Consider the following 16,682-nt stretch of genomic DNA (forward strand, 5'->3'; position numbering starts at 1 on the left):
TCTTCAAGTTTGTAGTTTCAGGGCGGTGTTCTAACCGCCCCAGAAATTCCTCAACAGGGCGCCAAAGCCTTAGCCACACGGGAGTTAGTCTCCCGCCCCAGCTGTTCAGAAATAAAATTCCCTGCCTCTGCCAGCAACTGTAAATCCACACCAGTTTCAATACCCATGCCATTGAGCATATAAAGTACATCCTCACTGGCAACATTACCGGAAGCGCCACGGGCATAGGGGCAACCGCCCAGGCCGGCTACGGCGGAATCTACTACTGCGACACCCATTTGTAAGGCTGCGTAGATATTGGCCAGTGCCTGGCCGTAGGTATCGTGGAAATGTACTGCAAGTTTTTCCACAGGTACACGGGCCATCACCTGCTCCAGCATACGCTTGGCGGCTTCCGGGGTGCCGACACCGATGGTGTCGCCTAGGGAAATTTCGTAGCAACCCATTTCCAATAGAGCGGCACTAACCTCTGCCACTTTGGCCGGGTCAATATCGCCTTCATAGGGGCAACCAAGTACGCAGGATACGTAACCGCGCACGGGTATTCCGTCTTGCTTGGCTTTTTCCACCAGCGGGCGGAAGCGCTCAAGACTCTCAGCGATACTGCAATTAATGTTTTTCTGGGTGAAGGCTTCCGAGGCCGCGCCAAATACGGCGACCTCATCCGCTTTGGCTTCCACTGCACGCTCATAGCCTTTTAAGTTTGGCGTGAGTGCGCTGTAGATAACACTATCTTTGCGCTGGATACCCGCCAGCACTTCCTCGCTGGCGGCCATTTGCGGTACCCACTTGGGGCTGACAAAACTGCCGGCTTCAATTACCGATAGCCCGCTGGCACTGAGCTTGTCCACCAGAGCAATACGGGTCTCCACAGAGATAGGCTGCTTTTCATTTTGCAGCCCATCGCGGGGGCCCACTTCGACGATTTTGACTTGCTTGGGCAAAGTCATTACTGCTCCTCCCCGGCAAAATCCACCAGCAGGCTACCGCCATCCACCAGCTCACCTTCAGCACAGAAGAACTGCTGCACGGTACCAGCGGCTGGAGCCCGCAGGGTGTGTTCCATTTTCATGGCTTCCATTACCAGTAGCGGCTGGTCTTTTTCTACCGTAGAGCCGGGCTCAACCAGCAGCGAAATTATGGTGCCGTTCATGGGGGCATCGAGGCCGTGGGCCTGGTCATTGCTCTCACCGATATCCGGTGGCAGCAACTTAAATTCCACCTGGGTGCCATCGATAAATACAGCACCGCCATCGCGGGTATCCACGGCGGAGAAACTCATGCGGCGGCCATCCACCAGCATCAAGTCGCGTCCCGGCAGCAGGCGAATGTCACCGCTATTTTGTTCTTCAGGCAAGGCATCGCATGTCCAGCGCAGGCTATCGCCCTCCGCCACAAAGCGAATTTGAGCGTGCTGGCCACGGTAGTCCACCGTTTGGGTGCGACTGCCAGCCAGAGCATTGCGCCAGTTATCACCATTATGCCAAGGGGAGAAAGGATCTCGCTGCGGTGCGCTGTTGCGCAGATCGCGCTCTTCACGCTGCTGTAAATAACCGGCAATAGCAGCGCATTTCAGCGGCGTCAGTGTCTGCTCCTGATGCAGCACTTCCGCCTCGTAGTCCTCGATAAAGTGCGTCGAAATACAACCGCTGGCAAACGCCTGGTGATTGATCACACGGCGCAGGAATTCGATATTGTGGCGCACACCGGCAATCTGATAATCACGCAGTGCGCGATCCAGTTTGGCCAGGGCTTCTTTGCGGGTGCGGCCGTGGCAGATCAATTTGGCGATCATCGGGTCGTAATGCACACTGATTTCATCGCCAGTCTGCACACCAGTATCCACCCGCACACCCTCGCCCTCCGCCGGGGGCTGGTGGCGTACCAACACGCCTGTTGCCGGCAGGAAATCATTGTCCGGGTCTTCGGCGTAGATGCGCACTTCCATGGCGTGGCCGTTGATCTGCAGCTCATCCTGGCTCATGGGCAGGGTATCGCCAGCGGCAACTGACAACTGCCAGGCCACCAGGTCCTGGTCAGTAATCATTTCCGTCACCGGGTGCTCCACCTGCAGGCGGGTATTCATTTCCATAAAGTAGAAGGCACCGCTGGCATCCAGCAGGAATTCCACCGTGCCGGCACCCACGTAACCAATCGCGTGGGCCGCGCGCAGGGCCGCTTCACCCATGCGGGCGCGCAGCTCCGGAGTCATGCCCGGCGCAGGAGCTTCTTCCACTACTTTTTGGTGGCGGCGCTGCACCGAGCAATCCCGTTCAAACAGGTAGACGCCATTGCCCTGCTGATCACAGAACACCTGGATTTCCACATGGCGGGGACTCACCACATAGCGCTCTAGCAACATAATGTCGTCGCCAAAGGCATTCATGGCCTCACGCTTGGCAGCGGCCAGAGCTTCGTGGAATTCATCGGCACTGTCGACACGGCGCATGCCCTTACCACCACCGCCGGCAGCGGCTTTCAGCAATACCGGATATCCGATGCGGTTGGCATGGCCTTCCAGCAGCTCTTCATTTTGGTTGGTGCCGTGATAACCGGGCACCAGGGGCACATTGGCCTCTTCCATAATACGTTTGGCGGCGGACTTGGAGCCCATCGCCTCAATCGCGCCAGTGGGCGGGCCGACAAAAATAATGCCGGCGCTATCGCAGGCACGGCAAAACTCGGCATTTTCCGACAGGAAGCCATAACCCGGATGGATGGCATCGGCACCAGTCTGCTTGGCAGCACCCAATACTTTGTCGATATCCAGATACGAATCCCTGGCCGGGGCCGGACCTAAGTGCACCGCTTCGTCCGCCATCTGCACATGCAGGGCGTCGGCATCCGCATCGGAATAAACGGCGACAGTGGCCACCCCCAAGCGGCGTGCGGTCTTGATAATGCGACAGGCAATTTCGCCGCGATTAGCTATTAACAGTTTGCGAATCATAAAAATTACCCTTCGCCGCCATTCATCCATTTGGGTGCGCGCTTATCTAAAAACGCACTCAACCCTTCCTGTCCTTCCGGCGATACACGCACGGCAGCGATCAACGCGCTGGTCTGGCCCTGCAATTCATCGTTGATAACCCGGTTGGACATGGACATAGCCAGTTGCTTGGCCATGGCGACTGCCTTGGGGCCATTGTCGGCAATGGCATTCACTAATTTCTGCACATGCAGGTCCAGATCAGCCTCGGCACAGACTTCGGATACCAAACCGATCTGTTCCGCGCGCTCGGCGGGGAAACGTTCCGCTGTGACAAAGTAACGACGCGCATGGCGAGTGCCGATAGCATTGATGACATAGGGACTGATGGTGGCGGGCAGCAACCCGATTTTGACTTCGGACAAACAGAAGCTGGCGCGCTCAGAGGCCACGGCCATATCGCAGCAGCTCACCAGGCCCACGGCCCCGCCATAAGCGGCGCCCTGTACTCGCGCAATAGTGGGAGCAGGAAAAGTGTCGAGCTTGTACAGCATGGCGGCGAGCGCAGCTGCGTCGCGGCGGTTTTCCTCTTCTGAATAAGTCGCCATGCGCTTCATCCAGTTGAGGTCGGCTCCGGCAGAAAAGCTCTTGCCATTGGAGGCCAGTACCAACACACGTACAGCGGGGTTTTGCGCCAGGGTGTCAAAGGTGGTGGCCAGCTCGTGGATCAGTTCATCATCAAAAGCGTTGTGGATTTCCGGCCGGTTCAGGGTGACCGTGGCCACGCCCTCGCTATCCACTTCGCACAGCAATTTATCGCTCATTGTAATTCCTCGATTGGGGCGTCTATCAAAAGCGGCACCGGAACATTTCGCTGGCGCCGCAACCACGGTTCCTTACATGCGGAACACGCCGAACTTGGTCTCTTCCGGTTCCTTGTGGCTGGCCGCCGCCAGGCACAGACCGAGCACGCGGCGGGTATCCGCCGGATCGATAACGCCGTCATCCCACAAGCGTGCGGAGGCGTAGTATGGGTGCCCCTGGTGTTCGTAGTTATCCACAATCGGCTGCTTAAACTGGCGCTCTTCCTCTTCGCTCCAGGATTCACCCCGGGCGGCCATCTGGTCGCGCTTCACCTGGGCCAATACGCCAGCAGCTTGTTCACCCCCCATAACCGAAATGCGCGCATTGGGCCACATAAACAGGAAGTTAGGATCGTAGGCGCGGCCACACATACCGTAGTTACCGGCGCCGAAAGAGCCGCCGATAAGGATGGTAATTTTGGGCACCTTGGCGGTAGCGACAGCGGTCACCATCTTGGCGCCGTGTTTGGCGATACCGCCCGCCTCGTACTGTTTGCCCACCATGAAACCAGTGATATTTTGCAGGAAAACCAATGGAATCTTGCGCTGCGCGCACAACTCAATAAAGTGCGCGCCCTTCTGCGCACTCTCCGCAAACAGGATGCCGTTATTGGCAACAATTCCCACCGGGTAGCCCTGGATACGGGCAAAACCGGTTACCAGGGTGGTGCCGTACAACGCTTTAAATTCATCGAACTCAGATCCGTCCACAACCCGCGCGATAATCTCGCGCACGTCAAACGGCTGGCGCGAATCTTTGGGCACCACGCCGTAAATGTCTTCCGGTGGATAAATCGGCTCCACAGGCTTTTGGATATCCAGGCCAGGATTTTTGATACGGTTCAGGCGAGCTACAGAGCGGCGCGCTAACTGCAACGCATGTACGTCGTTATTGGCGTAGTGATCGGAAACCCCGGAAGTGCGACAGTGCACCTCGGCACCGCCGAGTTCCTCGGCGGAAACTTCTTCACCGGTGGCCGCTTTCACCAGGGGCGGGCCCGCCAGGAAGATGGTGGCCTGCTCTTTCACCATAATGGATTCGTCTGCCATGGCCGGCACATAGGCTCCACCGGCGGTGCAGCTACCCATAACCACCGCGATCTGCGGAATATTCTGTGCAGAGAGATTGGCTTGGTTAAAGAAGATGCGACCGAAGTGCTCACGGTCTGGGAAAACGTCGTCCTGGCGCGGCAAATTAGCACCACCGGAATCCACCAGGTAAATGCACGGCAGATTGTTCTGCTCGGCGATGGTCTGCGCGCGCAGGTGTTTTTTTACTGTGAGGGGATAATAGGTTCCACCTTTTACAGTGGCATCGTTAGCCACTATCACACAGGGCTGACCGGAGACGGTGCCGATGCCGGTAATGATACCCGCAGCCGGAACATCCTCACCGTAAACCTCGTGAGCGGCCAGCTGGGAAAATTCCATAAAAGGGCTACCCGGATCGAGCAGCGCATCGATACGGTCCCGTGGCAATAATTTTCCTCGCGCCAGGTGTTTTTCCCTTGCGCGCTCGCCGCCGCCCTGGGCGATGGCTTCCACTTTCTCGCGCAGGTCTGCCACCAGCGCCTGCATCTGCTCGCGGTTTTCGCCAAAGGCGGTATCGCGCGTGTTTATTTTGCTCTGCAACTGATTCATAAAGTCCGATTCACTTTCCCGGAGAAAAGACCTCCACAGGGCGCAGCTTATTGCCGCAGTGCCCGGCTGGAGACAGCTGCCGCCGGCAGGCGCCGGCGGCGAGAAGAAATGCCCAGCCTTAGCGGGTCTCTTTAAACAGCTCGCGACCAATCAGCATACGGCGCACTTCAGATGTGCCCGCGCCGATTTCGTAGAGCTTGGCATCGCGCAGCAGACGACCAGTGGCGTACTCGTTGATGTAGCCATTGCCGCCCAGTGTCTGGATAGCCTGCAGGGCCATCTGTGTTGCGCGCTCCGCAGTAAACAGGATTACAGCGGCGGCGTCCTTGCGCGAGTCCTCACCGCGATCACAAGCCCGGGCCACAGCGTACAGGTAAGAGCGGCTGGCATTCAGGTCAGCGTACATATCGGCGATCTTACCCTGCATCAGCTGGAACTCACCGATGGCCTTGCCGAACTGCTTGCGCTCGTGAATATAGGGAACCACCACATCCAGGCAGGCCTGCATAATACCGACAGGGCCTCCGGAGAGAATCGTGCGCTCGTAGTCGAGACCGCTCATCAATACGCGTACACCGCCGTTCAGTTCACCGAGGATATTTTCTTCCGGCACTTCACAGTCTTCGAACACCAGCTCACAGGTGTTGGAACCGCGCATGCCCAGCTTGTCGAGCTTTTGCGCCTGGGAGAAGCCGGCGAAACCGCGCTCAACGATAAATGCAGTGATACCACCGGAGCTGATGCCCGGCTCAGTGCGAGCGTAGATCACATAGGTATCGGCATCGGGACCGTTGGTGATCCACATTTTATTGCCGTTCAAAATAAAGCGATCACCGCGCTTCTCGGCGCGCAGTTGCAGACTTACCACGTCGGAACCGGAGTTGGGTTCACTCATGGCCAAGGCGCCTACATGTTCACCGGAACACAGCTTGGGCAGGTACTTGAGCTTCTGCTCGCGGGTACCATTTTTACGGATCTGGTTTACGCACAGGTTGGAGTGGGCACCGTAGGACAAGCCCACAGAAGCAGAGGCGCGGGAAATCTCTTCCATGGCCACAGCGTGTGCCAGGTAACCCATATTGGAACCGCCGAACTCCTCTTCCACGGTCATGCCCAGCAGACCCAGCTCGCCAAACTTTTTCCACATATCCGCTGGAAACAGGTTCTCTTCATCGATCTGCGCCGCGCGCGGGGCCAGCTCCGCCTGGCAGAACTTGTAAACCATGTCACGGAGCATATCGATGTCTTCACCGAGACCGAAATTCAGGGTTGGGTAGGAGGTGTTCATAGTGACTCCAATAATTATTCAATAAGTCTTTTAAACTGACGGCACCTGCAACCACTCGATACATCGGGTGACACGCTAAACCTCTGCGGGTCACAGGCTTTCGCAGGCGCCTGTCGAAATTTTTAACCGGTGAACTAGGGGCTTTCCTCGTTGCGGCTCTTTACCAAAGCCGCTTGTGCACGGGCTTCGGCTTCACCGAGTTCCCCCATCAGGCTCTCAATATCCCGCAGCTGCTGCTGCAACTGTGCCCGCTTCTGCGCTATACGCTCCAGCAGGCGCTGTAACTGCTCTACATTGCCATGAGCGGGGTCGTACATATCGATAATCTCGCGGCTCTCATCGAGGGAAAAACCCAGGCGCTTGCCGCGCAAAATCAGCTTCAGCCGTACACGTTCTTCAGGGCTATAGACACGGGTCTGACCATGCCGCTCCGGTTTGAGCAGGCCCTTGTCCTCATAGAAACGGATGGCGCGGGTGGTTATCTCAAACTCCCGCGCCAGCTCCGAAATACTGTAACTCTGGGGCTCTACGATGCTGGCTTTGGCTTTCATAAGTACTTCCTCGAGACGCAACAGAGCCTAACAAGAGTTTACGTTGACGTAAACGTAAAGCAAACGCCAAAAATAACTGCGAGGGGCTATTCAGTCATTAACCCATCGCAGTAATCGGAAGGGAGAGATCAGACGCCCAACAGCTGTTGCAACTGATTGTCGAGCAACTTTTGATAGGAGGGTGTAAGGCCTGTGATTTCCAGAGCCCAGCCAGCACCGTGGTGCTCAATACGCCCAGCCAGAGAGCTATCCTCCAGCAACTCAGGATGTAAAAACAAACCACGCGATTGGTTTAGTAGCTGTTCAGCAGAAAAATCTGGCGTGCTTGGCTCACAAGGCGCCACCGCCAGGGCCAACTTCAAACCGGTAGCGCGGCTGACACTCTGCATCTCCCGCAGCAACAGGCCACAGCAGACCGCACGAAACGCCGAATCGGCTCCGGAAAACCCCAAACCAACTTGTGGCCCTGCACAACTCAATGGATGGGCACCGTAGATCCGACGCAGCAACTGCATACGCCCATCCAATTCCCGCTGAATTCCTTCAAGCGCACTGCGACTCAATTGGTTGGTCAATTGAGCCCAATTCAATGGCCGCAGGTACAGGCCTATAGAGTCTTGCTTTTGCTCGGGAAGATCCGCAGAGGAAAGAGGCTCTTCCGCTGGCAAACTGCGCTGCGCGGAAAAACCCCCTGTCATCAGTGCCGCCACTGCACTAAATGGCAGGGCAAATACCAGCGTCAGCAATAAGCTGGCCCAGGGAAAGCTGACGTCCGCACCAGGAATCAGGACTACGGTAACATTGCCGGCGATACTGTCATGCAGCACTACTGGCACACTGATGGTCTCGCCACTCTTCAGATCACCAACTTCCGCCAGGCTATTGGATTCCACATCCTCAACAGCAACACCGCTGATAGCGGGCAATTCCAGCAGCTGCCTGGCCAACAGCTGCATACTGATACGATCATCGGCAACAATACGCTCCAGGCTCTGCCCGGCGAGAAAACTGGCCGCAACCTGCGCAGAGGCCCGGTCTCTCTCCACCGCATCGGCATGGCGCTGCGCATAGTAATGACCGAGAGCCACGCTGCAGAACAGCGCCAGTATCAGCCAGATCATCGCAGCCAGCAGACGCTGGCGGGTACGTTTAGATAAACGCGCAAACTGCTCTGGCAACCTGCGCAGAAGGGAAATCATCGATACAGACATAAATACGGCTTTAATACCTTGCCTTGTTTTTTATTACCTTGCGTTTTTGGAACTCTCCACGGCCAAGGCCCTGGCGCAATTTTATCCTCACAAAGCGCAAATAATACGCAGTGTAATTTCCTGTGCCGTTGGTCGATCCCGCAACAAAATAGTTCCACACGGGATTTTTTAATTTGTAATAAATAAGCGGGCCCAACCTGCGGCGCTGATTTTAACGAAGATTCCCGCTAGAGCTATAATGCGTCGCTTATTGAATAAATTGGGGACCTTCGCTATGGGCGTCGAGACTAAAGCACAAGAATTTCATCTGCCCCTGGCGCAAATTACCCAGTCACACTTCGACTGTTCTGTGCGCTACCTCACCTATAGCGGCGGCCATGCACTGCTGGGGTTGGAATACGACAATGCAGCCCCCTTTTCGGACGCCGCCAGTTGCCAATTGAATTTACCCAGCGCGATACCATCAGACGTGCAATCGCCCTGGTGCCTGACCTTCCTAAGCCCAGCAGCCACCCTGTCACAACTGCAGCGCCTGCTGGATTTTTGTGCTGAACAACACTGGCATATCGATGTCATCGACACCCTAGCCCACCGGCACGAGTGCACGGTCATCCGCTTTCAGTTCAGCGCTGAACTGGAGTTTTCCCCGGCACGTTTTGCCTGCCTACAACTGGCCGAAGCAATCGGAGCCGATCTGGTCTTGCAGGAGGGCACCAGTCAGAGAGTACCGGCACTGGCTGGCTTCGATATGGATTCCACTCTGATCGATGCAGAGGTGATCGACGAGCTAGCCAAGATTACCGGAATCGGCGACCAGGTGGCGGCCATCACTGCGGCCGCCATGCGCGGCGAATTGGATTTTCGCGATAGTTTCAAAAAACGTATGGCGTTGCTAAAAGGTTTTTCCGAACAGCGCCTGGCAGAAATTGCCACGCAACTGCCACTAAAAGATGGGGCGCAAAACCTGTTGCACTGCCTACGCAAACTCGGCTGCAAAACTGTCATTTTGTCCGGCGGTTTTACCTACTTCGCCAATTTCCTACAAAGGGAACGCCTGGCTGTTGACCTGATATACGCCAATGAACTGGAGTTCGCCGAGGGCACGCTCACCGGTGAAGTGATAGAGCCTATCGTGGACGGAATGCGCAAGCGGTTATTGCTGGGGGAAACTGCAAAGGAGATGGGCGTGCCGCTGGAAAAAGTGGTTGCCGTTGGGGATGGGGCAAACGATATCCCCATGTTGAACCTGGGTGCCCTGGGTATCGCCATACACCCGAAACCCAAAGTCCGCAGGGAGGCGCCGCAAGCTATCACTCTATTTGGACTAGATGCGGCGCTTTACCTGTTCGGTCTCAACGACCAGCAAATTGCCGAATTGGGACAGCCTTCTTAAAGGTGTCCCAAAAAAGGTTTATATCACCGCGTGTGGGAAGGGAAATGAGCGCGGCTTAGTGTTATCCGAGCAGGCACTGGGTTCATACTCACAGCCTGCTGCCAAAAGGCTGAGAAAAGCCAATATTAAAATCCGCCTGTACATAGGTACCTCCCTTTGCCTAAATGGATTTTTATTCGAGCAGCAGGGTACGCAATGGGTTCCGTTTTGAACAGCAGTTTAATGATTTTTATGCCAGAAAATTGACGTAAAATTCTTTCTTTTGTACCAGTTTGTTCAGCTTTGCTACACAACCGATTACACAGGCCTTTTTTAGCATTGCGCGCCAGCCAAACCCAATCCGAAACCAGCTTTAGCAGATTCATTAAGTTAATCTTGGTAAGAGGAAAAACGGGCAGATAAAGCGAGGGAAAGCTCGTAGGTGGCCAGTGTTGCGCTGGCAACAACCAGTATGGAGAGTGGCGATTCTGGTGCACAGCACCAAAATCGCACAAGTATTGAAGACCGAGCTAGCCTTCTTTTTTACCGTAGATTACCAGGCTGTTCACTTTTACCGTCAGCGGGTGATACCCCACCTTGGCGCGTTCAAAAATACGCGCTGCCACATCCTGTTTGCCGGTTTCAACCATATTGCGGTATAGCGGGCGCAGGAACTTGTTGCGGCCGATGCTGGTGAGGAAGTTCTCCAGGCGCTCGAAGGCCGGCTCATAGTCGTTGCGCACGGCAATCATCAGCCAGCTAAAGGCCACTTCGTTATTGCGGGATTGGGTCAGGCCAAAGGCGCTGTCCAGTTCCTTCAATTGCGTTTCAGTCAACTTTTCCGGCATACCGTCGAGGAAATACTTCCACTGGTGGAAGGTCCAGCCCTTGGTGTCGATATCCTTCGCTGCCAATTTGCCGTCCAACCACTGTTGACGCACTGGGTCCAACTTGCTGAAGGCATCGGACTGCGGGTGCGGCGCACCTTCAGGAATACCCGGCTCGAAAATCCACTGGTGAATGCGCTCTCGATCCAACTTATCGGCGTGCTCAACCAACAAGGTCTTGTCGAGGTACTTAACGAAATCCTCGGTGGTAATGCTCTGGAAGGAGAAGTGGTTGAAGTACTCCATCAGGAAGCGGTCGAAAGCTTCGCGGCCCACTTTCTGCTCCAGCTCATACAGGAACAGGGAACCTTTCTCGTAAGGAATATTGGAGAAGACTTCATCGGGATCGCGGCCGCGTAGGTCGATCGCCATAATCTCATCGCGGGGCTCTTTATCGGCCAGGTCCGCCTGCAGGTCGTCATAGCCCAGGGCCATTTCCATCTGATAGCGCTCATCACCGTAGACGAACTGCATGATGCGGTTGGTCAGGTAGGTGGTGAAGCCTTCATTCAGCCACAAGTCGCGCCAGCTGGCATTGGTCACCAGGTTGCCGGACCAGGAGTGGGCCAATTCGTGGGCAATCAGGGCTACCAAGCTCTTATCGCCGGCGATCACCGTCGGAGTGATAAAGCTCAGGCGCGGGTTTTCCATACCGCCGAAGGGGAAGCTGGGCGGCAGAATCAGCAGGTCGTAACGATCCCAGTGGTAGGGGCCATACGCCTTTTCGGTCACTTCCAGCATGGATTCGGTATCGGCAAACTCCGCCGCTGCAGATTCCAGCATGGACGGCTCGGCGTAAACACCGGTGCGCTCACCCATGGGCTTAAACTGCAGGTCGCCTACTGCCAGGGCAATCAGGTAAGAGGGAATGCGCTGGGGCATTTCAAATTCGTAAACGCCATCTTTGGCCGCCTGCGGATCGTTGTTCGCACTCATTACCGCGCGCAGTTCTTTCGGGGTGCGAACGGTAGCGTTGTAGGTGATACGAACTTTCGGGGAATCCTGCAGCGGGATAAAGCTGCGCGCGTGAATCGCCTGGGCCTGGGTAAACAGGAACGGATGCTTCTTGCCCGCGGTCTGCTGCGGTTCCAGCCACTGAACGCCAGAGGCGCCCGGCGCTGTGCGGTAGCGGATAGTAATGCTGTCGGCAGCTTCCGGCAGCTCGATATTCAGCGGAGTGCCCAGGTGGCTGTCTTTCTCACCCATGGAGAACTTCACCGGCGCGCCATTAGCCGATACAGAAACCACTTCCAGCTCGCGGGTATCGAGCACCATCGGCAGGTTCTTATCGTTGAGGCGTTTGAAGTCCAGCTTGGCTTCGCCCTCGAGTACCTTGCGGGAGAAGTCGACAGTCAGGTCCAGATCCAGGTGCTGCACCTGGTAGTCATTGCTATTGGCGAAGGAGTGATAATCCACACCGGATTGCGGCGCCTTTTCTGCAACGCTTTTCTTCTCGATCACCGCAGCCGCTTTTACCGACGTATCGGCGCTGTCAGCTTCGACCTTGGTCGGTTCATTCTTGGAACAACCTGAGGCTACGGCGAGGCCGCCGACGATCAGGCTGGTGCATAGTAAACGGGGCAACATGGGTCTACTCCCTGGGTTCAGCTTTTCAATTTGCGCCACAGGATACCCGAGAGTAAGCGCTTGCGGAACGACAGCGGGAAAGACCGCTGCTGGATACCGGTCACAATGAAGGTGTACAGAGTCTCGCCAGCGGCGATCGTGCTCTCAGGGGCAATAAAAATAGACATATGTCTCAACTTATCGGTTGGCGGACGAATTTGCCGACTAATCCGCACCTACAACACAAAAATCCCCCCATCAATTAACAAAGCCTTCACTTTCCCTATTCAGACTGCGGGCCCTCTAAAACAAGCACATAAAGGAGAGTCCCATGCCACTATCCCGGAGGCGGTTTCTACAATTTTCCGGCGCCGGCCTGGCATCGCTGCCACTGCTGAAAGCCTATGGTGCTGGCCTGCAGCCATTCCAGCACGGCGTAGCCAGCGGAGATCCCCTAGCGGATCGCGTTATTCTCTGGACCAGGATCACCCCCTCCGATGATCCCGCCTTCCAGTCCATGGTGCCCTATAGCTGGCAGATCGCACTGGACCCGGAAATGGCCATGGTGGTTAACAGCGGCAGCGGGCTGACCGGCCCAGAAGTGGATTACACCATCAAGGTGGACGCATCAGGACTGCAGGCAGGCACTAGTTACTACTACCGTTTCTACTCCAACGGTATCGATTCACCGATCGGCCGCACCCGCACCCTGCCCACCGGCCATGTAGAGCGCCTGCGCTTCGCCGTTACCAGCTGCTCCAACTACCCGATGGGCTACTTCAATGTGTATCGCGAGATCGCCCTGCGCGCAGATCTGGATGTGGTACTGCACCTGGGAGACTACATCTATGAATATGGTCCCGGTGGTTTTGGCACCGGTAGTGGCCTCGGACGCGAGCCAATTCCCGCCAAGGAAATGGTGGATATTCAGGACTATCGCCAGCGCTACGCACAATATCGCTCAGACCCCGATCTACAGGAAGTCCACCGCCAGCACCCGTTTATTTGCGTATGGGACGATCACGAAACCACCAACAATGCCTGGGCCGGTGGTGCGGAGAACCACAACCCCCAAGACGGCGAAGGCGACTGGGCGGTGCGCCGCTCTGTGGCAAACCAGGCCTACTTTGAATGGATGCCAATCCGCGATAACGGCATCCTCGACTTATTTGGTGACAAGGCCATTTATCGCAGCTTCCGCTTTGGCAACCTGATGGATTTGATGATGCTGGATACGCGAATTGCCGCGCGTGACGAGCAGGCCAATTGGTTCGACCAGAAGACCGCCGATAATCCCGATCGCAGTATCCTCGGCGCACAACAGGAGCAGTGGCTGCACAGCGGATTGACGCAATCCCAAGCGGACGGTGTGCGCTGGCGGGTACTGGGGCAGCAAGTGATGATGGCGCAACTGACCCTAGCCAAAGATCTGTCGATTAATATGGACCAATGGGATGGTTACACCGCCTCCCGCGAGCGCCTCTTCGATCACATCAGCAACCACAATATCGACAATTTTGTCGTGCTCACCGGAGATATCCACAGCTCCTGGGCCTGGGACCTGGCCAGTAATCCATTCAATATTCTCGAGTACGGCCGCCTAACCGGCCGCGGTGCCCTGGGCGGCGAGTTTGTCACCCCGGGTGTGACCTCCAGCTTCCTGGACAAGTCCCATTTAACTGATGTAGCCGCCATCGCCATGGATGGACTGATTCCTCATCTGAAGTGGGTTGACGTAACCCAGCGCGGCTACCTGCTGATGGATGTATCCCACTCTCGCACCAAAGCCCACTGGTACCATGTGGATACTGTCACCAGTAAGAGTTACAACACCAACCTGGCGCGAATCTATAAGCAAAAGGCCGGCGCCAACCACATACAAAGAGCCTGGAGTGAGAGTAGTGCTCCCGCTGAAGTGCCTGCACCGGCTCCAGGCTATGCCACTCTGGCGCGCAACGCCATTGCTGCCCTGCGCAGCCGCTATCAGGTTTAAGCGGCATAAAAAAACCGCGCGGCCCATCGAGTCGCGCGGTTTTCTCTCGCCAATTAAGAGCCGGATCAATCCAGGCTAAAGTCGAAATTCATCTCATCTGCCGGAGCCTGCACATAGTAACCCTGGATATAGTCAGTGCCGGTTTGCCAAAGAGTGGGCAACATGCTGGCCTGCTCGATATGGGGCACGATCACCTTGGTATTCGCCTCACCCAGGCGCTGTACCAACCCTGCAAGGGTATCACTGCTCTCGCCCTCGTCCTGCACTTCGCGCACAAATGACGGGTCGATCTTGGCGATATCCACCTTCACATGTTCCAGCGCCTTAAACGGGTTCAGGCCGGTACCGAAGTGACAGACTGAAACACGACAGCCGATCTGCTGTACCTGGGTAGTGAAGTCCCGCGCAGCGTGTAAATTGCTGGTGATATCCTCCTGGCGCAACTGAAATACCACCGAAGCGGGTATCAACTTGGCGGCCTTGAAGGCCACCCCCAACCAGGCCGGCAGGCTGTTGTCGAGTAGTGAGGCGGTAGTGAGGTGCAGCAACAGCGAAACTTCCTTGCCCCCGGCCCTGGCGGCGGCCGCGGCCTTGATCGCGGTAAGGATCACCCAACGATCCATCTTTGCCGACAGCCCCGCATCACCCAGTTCCTGCAGAAAAGCCAGCGGCGCCAGTTCCTCTTTTTCATCAAGCATACGTACTAAAACCTCGTACATCTGCTCGCCGGTGCCCTGCAGACTCAGGATCGGCTGGTACAGTAGCTTGAGGTTGCCCGCTTCCAGCGCCTGCACCACTCGGGCGCGGTGATAGGTACCGGCATCGGCACTGTTTTCGGTATCCGGCTCATAAAGGGCAAAAGCACCGCCCTGAGCGTCTTCGCCGAGGGCCTGTTTATGGGCCGTTTGTGCCTGCTCCAGCACTTGCTGGGAGCCACTGGAAGCCTCGCTCAGTAATGAAATCCCAATCGAGGCGGTCACCTGCTGGGTCTTGCCGGCGGCATCGAAGATAGTGTCTGCAATTCGTTTGAGTATGTCTTTAGCGCGCAGCTCAATACTATCCGGCGTGGTATCGGAGCTCAGCAGGCAGAAACTGTCATCACTGTAACGTGCCAGGGTGTCGCCGCTGCGCTGGCAGCCCTGTAATAATTCGGCCATGGCTTTCTGCAGTGCGTCGGCACCAGCCACACCCACAACTTTTTGCACCTCCTCAGCAAAGCGATCCACCTGAATAAACATTAAGCCACCGGTGCGATGTGAATCCGCCGAAGCCTTGATTGTGGAGTCCAGTAGCTGCAAAAAATGCTGGCGGTTATATAGGCCAGTGAGAGGGTCGCGATTTTTAATATCGCTGAGCTGAGCTTCCAGCTGTTCGGTATCGCCGCGACGACTGGCAATGCGCACTTGCAAGCAGCGCTCATCCTCGTAAGTCGTACTGAGTACCTCTGCACGGGTGGGCAGTGGATCACCGCTCACAGTTCTGGCAGTAAACTGCCACTCCTTGGCTTCAACTTCATTGTTGTCGATAGCGCAGCGCTTGAGAAATTCCCGTGCGCCCTCCTGCTCATTTTCCGCCAACATATCGATCAGCGGTTGGTATTCGATATCCTCACCAGTTTCATAGCCGAAACGCTCGGCAAAGGAATCGTTGGCATATACCAGTAGGCCGTCGGAGACATAGGCTATGGCATCTTTGGAGCTGTCGAGTAATTCTTTAGCCCGCTTGAGTGTGGCGTGATAGCGACGGTCGTGTAGCCGCGCCTGGCGGCGGTTTTCGAGAGCCGACATCTCGCGCTGGATCACCAACAATAGGTGTTGATCTTCATCCACCGTCACCACGTCCCTGGCGCCCAGTTTTAGCCCTTCAACCACCGGCTGAGAGCCACTGCGCTCACTCAGCAGAATCACCGGAATATCTTTTTGCAGCTTACTGATAGTGCGTAGAGTTACTGCTGGAGGAACCTGAGTACTACCTTCTGAGGCAATCACTAGGTCCCAGGTTTTATCTTGCAGCAAGCGGGTAAAAACCGCTTCATTAGCGACATGCTGGGCACGATTGGGCCTGCCTGCATTATGCAACATGCTCACCAGGCGCTGTGCCTCTGAAGGCATATCGTGAATCAGAAGGAGTCGGATAGTGTCGTTGCTATTCATTATTTGCTCTATTTATTCAGGGCAGCGCACCGCAACCCCATGCGGTAGTTTAGGGGGCCCCTGTGGTGGCATACAAGAGCACATCTGGGTGGTACGCGTGATTCAAGTCACACTATTCTTCCTGCCAAAAACACGCCCGAGAGTATTTTTTTGCGAATAAGTAATCACTGAGCAGGCCGGCAGCTGCTTTTCTGGCCCGCGGGCTGTGCGGCGCAATTAATCGGCAGC

At 56.0% G+C, this 16,682-nt stretch carries 13 protein-coding genes; 2 read left to right on the plus strand and 11 right to left on the minus strand.

From position 1 onward, the window contains the following. Positions 1–50: 50 nt before the first annotated feature. From ACJJH9_RS18330 to ACJJH9_RS18360, 7 genes are all read right to left on the minus strand, one after another. A complete protein-coding gene (locus ACJJH9_RS18330) occupies positions 51–950 on the minus strand; it encodes a hydroxymethylglutaryl-CoA lyase (RefSeq protein ID WP_444923618.1) in 900 nt (299 codons plus the stop codon). Beyond that, positions 950–2,950, minus strand: a complete 2,001-nt coding sequence (locus ACJJH9_RS18335; RefSeq protein WP_444923619.1) for an acetyl/propionyl/methylcrotonyl-CoA carboxylase subunit alpha — start codon at positions 2,948–2,950, stop codon at positions 950–952. The genes ACJJH9_RS18330 and ACJJH9_RS18335 overlap by 1 nt, the downstream gene beginning before the upstream one ends. Before the next feature lie 5 nt (positions 2,951–2,955). After that, positions 2,956–3,753 (minus strand): enoyl-CoA hydratase/isomerase family protein, encoded by a 798-nt coding sequence (locus ACJJH9_RS18340; RefSeq protein ID WP_444923620.1) that lies wholly within the window; start codon positions 3,751–3,753, stop codon positions 2,956–2,958. Positions 3,754–3,825: 72 nt separating this feature from the next. Then, on the minus strand, positions 3,826–5,433 hold the full coding sequence (locus ACJJH9_RS18345) for a carboxyl transferase domain-containing protein (RefSeq protein WP_444918863.1): 1,608 nt from the start codon (positions 5,431–5,433) through the stop codon (positions 3,826–3,828). A gap of 118 nt (positions 5,434–5,551) precedes the next feature. Further along, a complete protein-coding gene (locus ACJJH9_RS18350; protein ID WP_444923621.1) occupies positions 5,552–6,721 on the minus strand; it encodes an isovaleryl-CoA dehydrogenase in 1,170 nt (389 codons plus the stop codon). A 134-nt stretch (positions 6,722–6,855) separates the two neighbouring features. Beyond that, positions 6,856–7,272, minus strand: a complete 417-nt coding sequence (locus ACJJH9_RS18355; protein WP_444887854.1) for a MerR family transcriptional regulator — start codon at positions 7,270–7,272, stop codon at positions 6,856–6,858. Positions 7,273–7,400: 128 nt separating this feature from the next. Further along, positions 7,401–8,483 carry a hypothetical protein gene (locus ACJJH9_RS18360; RefSeq protein ID WP_444923622.1) on the minus strand — a complete coding sequence of 361 codons (1,083 nt, stop codon included), beginning with the start codon at positions 8,481–8,483 and terminating at the stop codon, positions 7,401–7,403. Positions 8,484–8,721: 238 nt separating this feature from the next. On the opposite strand from ACJJH9_RS18360, the gene serB reads away from it, so the two are divergent. Continuing rightward, positions 8,722–9,876, plus strand: coding sequence for a phosphoserine phosphatase SerB (gene serB, locus ACJJH9_RS18365; RefSeq protein ID WP_444923623.1), 1,155 nt, complete (start codon positions 8,722–8,724; stop codon positions 9,874–9,876). Between the two features lie 125 nt (positions 9,877–10,001). Here the strand turns inward: serB and ACJJH9_RS18370 are convergent, their stop codons facing one another. The 3 genes from ACJJH9_RS18370 to ACJJH9_RS18380 form a co-directional block, all read right to left on the minus strand. Next, the gene (locus ACJJH9_RS18370; RefSeq protein ID WP_444883572.1) at positions 10,002–10,241 is read right to left on the minus strand and encodes a hypothetical protein; all 240 of its coding nucleotides are present in this window, start codon (positions 10,239–10,241) and stop codon (positions 10,002–10,004) included. A 144-nt stretch (positions 10,242–10,385) separates the two neighbouring features. Further along, entirely contained in the window at positions 10,386–12,329 is a 1,944-nt protein-coding gene (locus ACJJH9_RS18375; protein WP_444923624.1) for a M1 family metallopeptidase, read from the minus strand. 17 nt (positions 12,330–12,346) lie between these two features. Continuing rightward, entirely contained in the window at positions 12,347–12,496 is a 150-nt protein-coding gene (locus ACJJH9_RS18380; protein ID WP_444883570.1) for a hypothetical protein, read from the minus strand. Positions 12,497–12,639: 143 nt separating this feature from the next. Here ACJJH9_RS18380 and ACJJH9_RS18385 point away from each other — a divergent pair, with 143 nt between their 5' ends. Then, positions 12,640–14,301, plus strand: coding sequence for an alkaline phosphatase D family protein (locus ACJJH9_RS18385; RefSeq protein ID WP_444923625.1), 1,662 nt, complete (start codon positions 12,640–12,642; stop codon positions 14,299–14,301). 65 nt (positions 14,302–14,366) lie between these two features. Here the strand turns inward: ACJJH9_RS18385 and ACJJH9_RS18390 are convergent, their stop codons facing one another. Then, positions 14,367–16,454 (minus strand): EAL domain-containing protein, encoded by a 2,088-nt coding sequence (locus ACJJH9_RS18390; protein WP_444923626.1) that lies wholly within the window; start codon positions 16,452–16,454, stop codon positions 14,367–14,369. Between the last annotated feature and the right edge of the window lie 228 nt (positions 16,455–16,682).

The organism is Microbulbifer mixtoriginis (SeqCode) (genome assembly GCF_052466715.1).

Coding starts and splice junctions, on each gene's coding strand:
- ACJJH9_RS18335 (WP_444923619.1), bottom strand. CDS start 2,950: ATGATTCGCAAACTGTTAATAGCTAATCGCGGCGAAATTGCCTGTCGC.
- ACJJH9_RS18355 (WP_444887854.1), bottom strand. CDS start 7,272: ATGAAAGCCAAAGCCAGCATCGTAGAGCCCCAGAGTTACAGTATTTCG.
- ACJJH9_RS18340 (WP_444923620.1), bottom strand. CDS start 3,753: ATGAGCGATAAATTGCTGTGCGAAGTGGATAGCGAGGGCGTGGCCACG.
- ACJJH9_RS18350 (WP_444923621.1), bottom strand. CDS start 6,721: ATGAACACCTCCTACCCAACCCTGAATTTCGGTCTCGGTGAAGACATC.
- ACJJH9_RS18330 (WP_444923618.1), bottom strand. CDS start 950: ATGACTTTGCCCAAGCAAGTCAAAATCGTCGAAGTGGGCCCCCGCGAT.
- ACJJH9_RS18345 (WP_444918863.1), bottom strand. CDS start 5,433: ATGAATCAGTTGCAGAGCAAAATAAACACGCGCGATACCGCCTTTGGC.
- serB (WP_444923623.1), top strand. CDS start 8,722: ATGCGTCGCTTATTGAATAAATTGGGGACCTTCGCTATGGGCGTCGAG.
- ACJJH9_RS18360 (WP_444923622.1), bottom strand. CDS start 8,483: ATGTCTGTATCGATGATTTCCCTTCTGCGCAGGTTGCCAGAGCAGTTT.
- ACJJH9_RS18390 (WP_444923626.1), bottom strand. CDS start 16,454: ATGAATAGCAACGACACTATCCGACTCCTTCTGATTCACGATATGCCT.
- ACJJH9_RS18380 (WP_444883570.1), bottom strand. CDS start 12,496: ATGTCTATTTTTATTGCCCCTGAGAGCACGATCGCCGCTGGCGAGACT.
- ACJJH9_RS18370 (WP_444883572.1), bottom strand. CDS start 10,241: ATGAATCTGCTAAAGCTGGTTTCGGATTGGGTTTGGCTGGCGCGCAAT.
- ACJJH9_RS18385 (WP_444923625.1), top strand. CDS start 12,640: ATGCCACTATCCCGGAGGCGGTTTCTACAATTTTCCGGCGCCGGCCTG.
- ACJJH9_RS18375 (WP_444923624.1), bottom strand. CDS start 12,329: ATGTTGCCCCGTTTACTATGCACCAGCCTGATCGTCGGCGGCCTCGCC.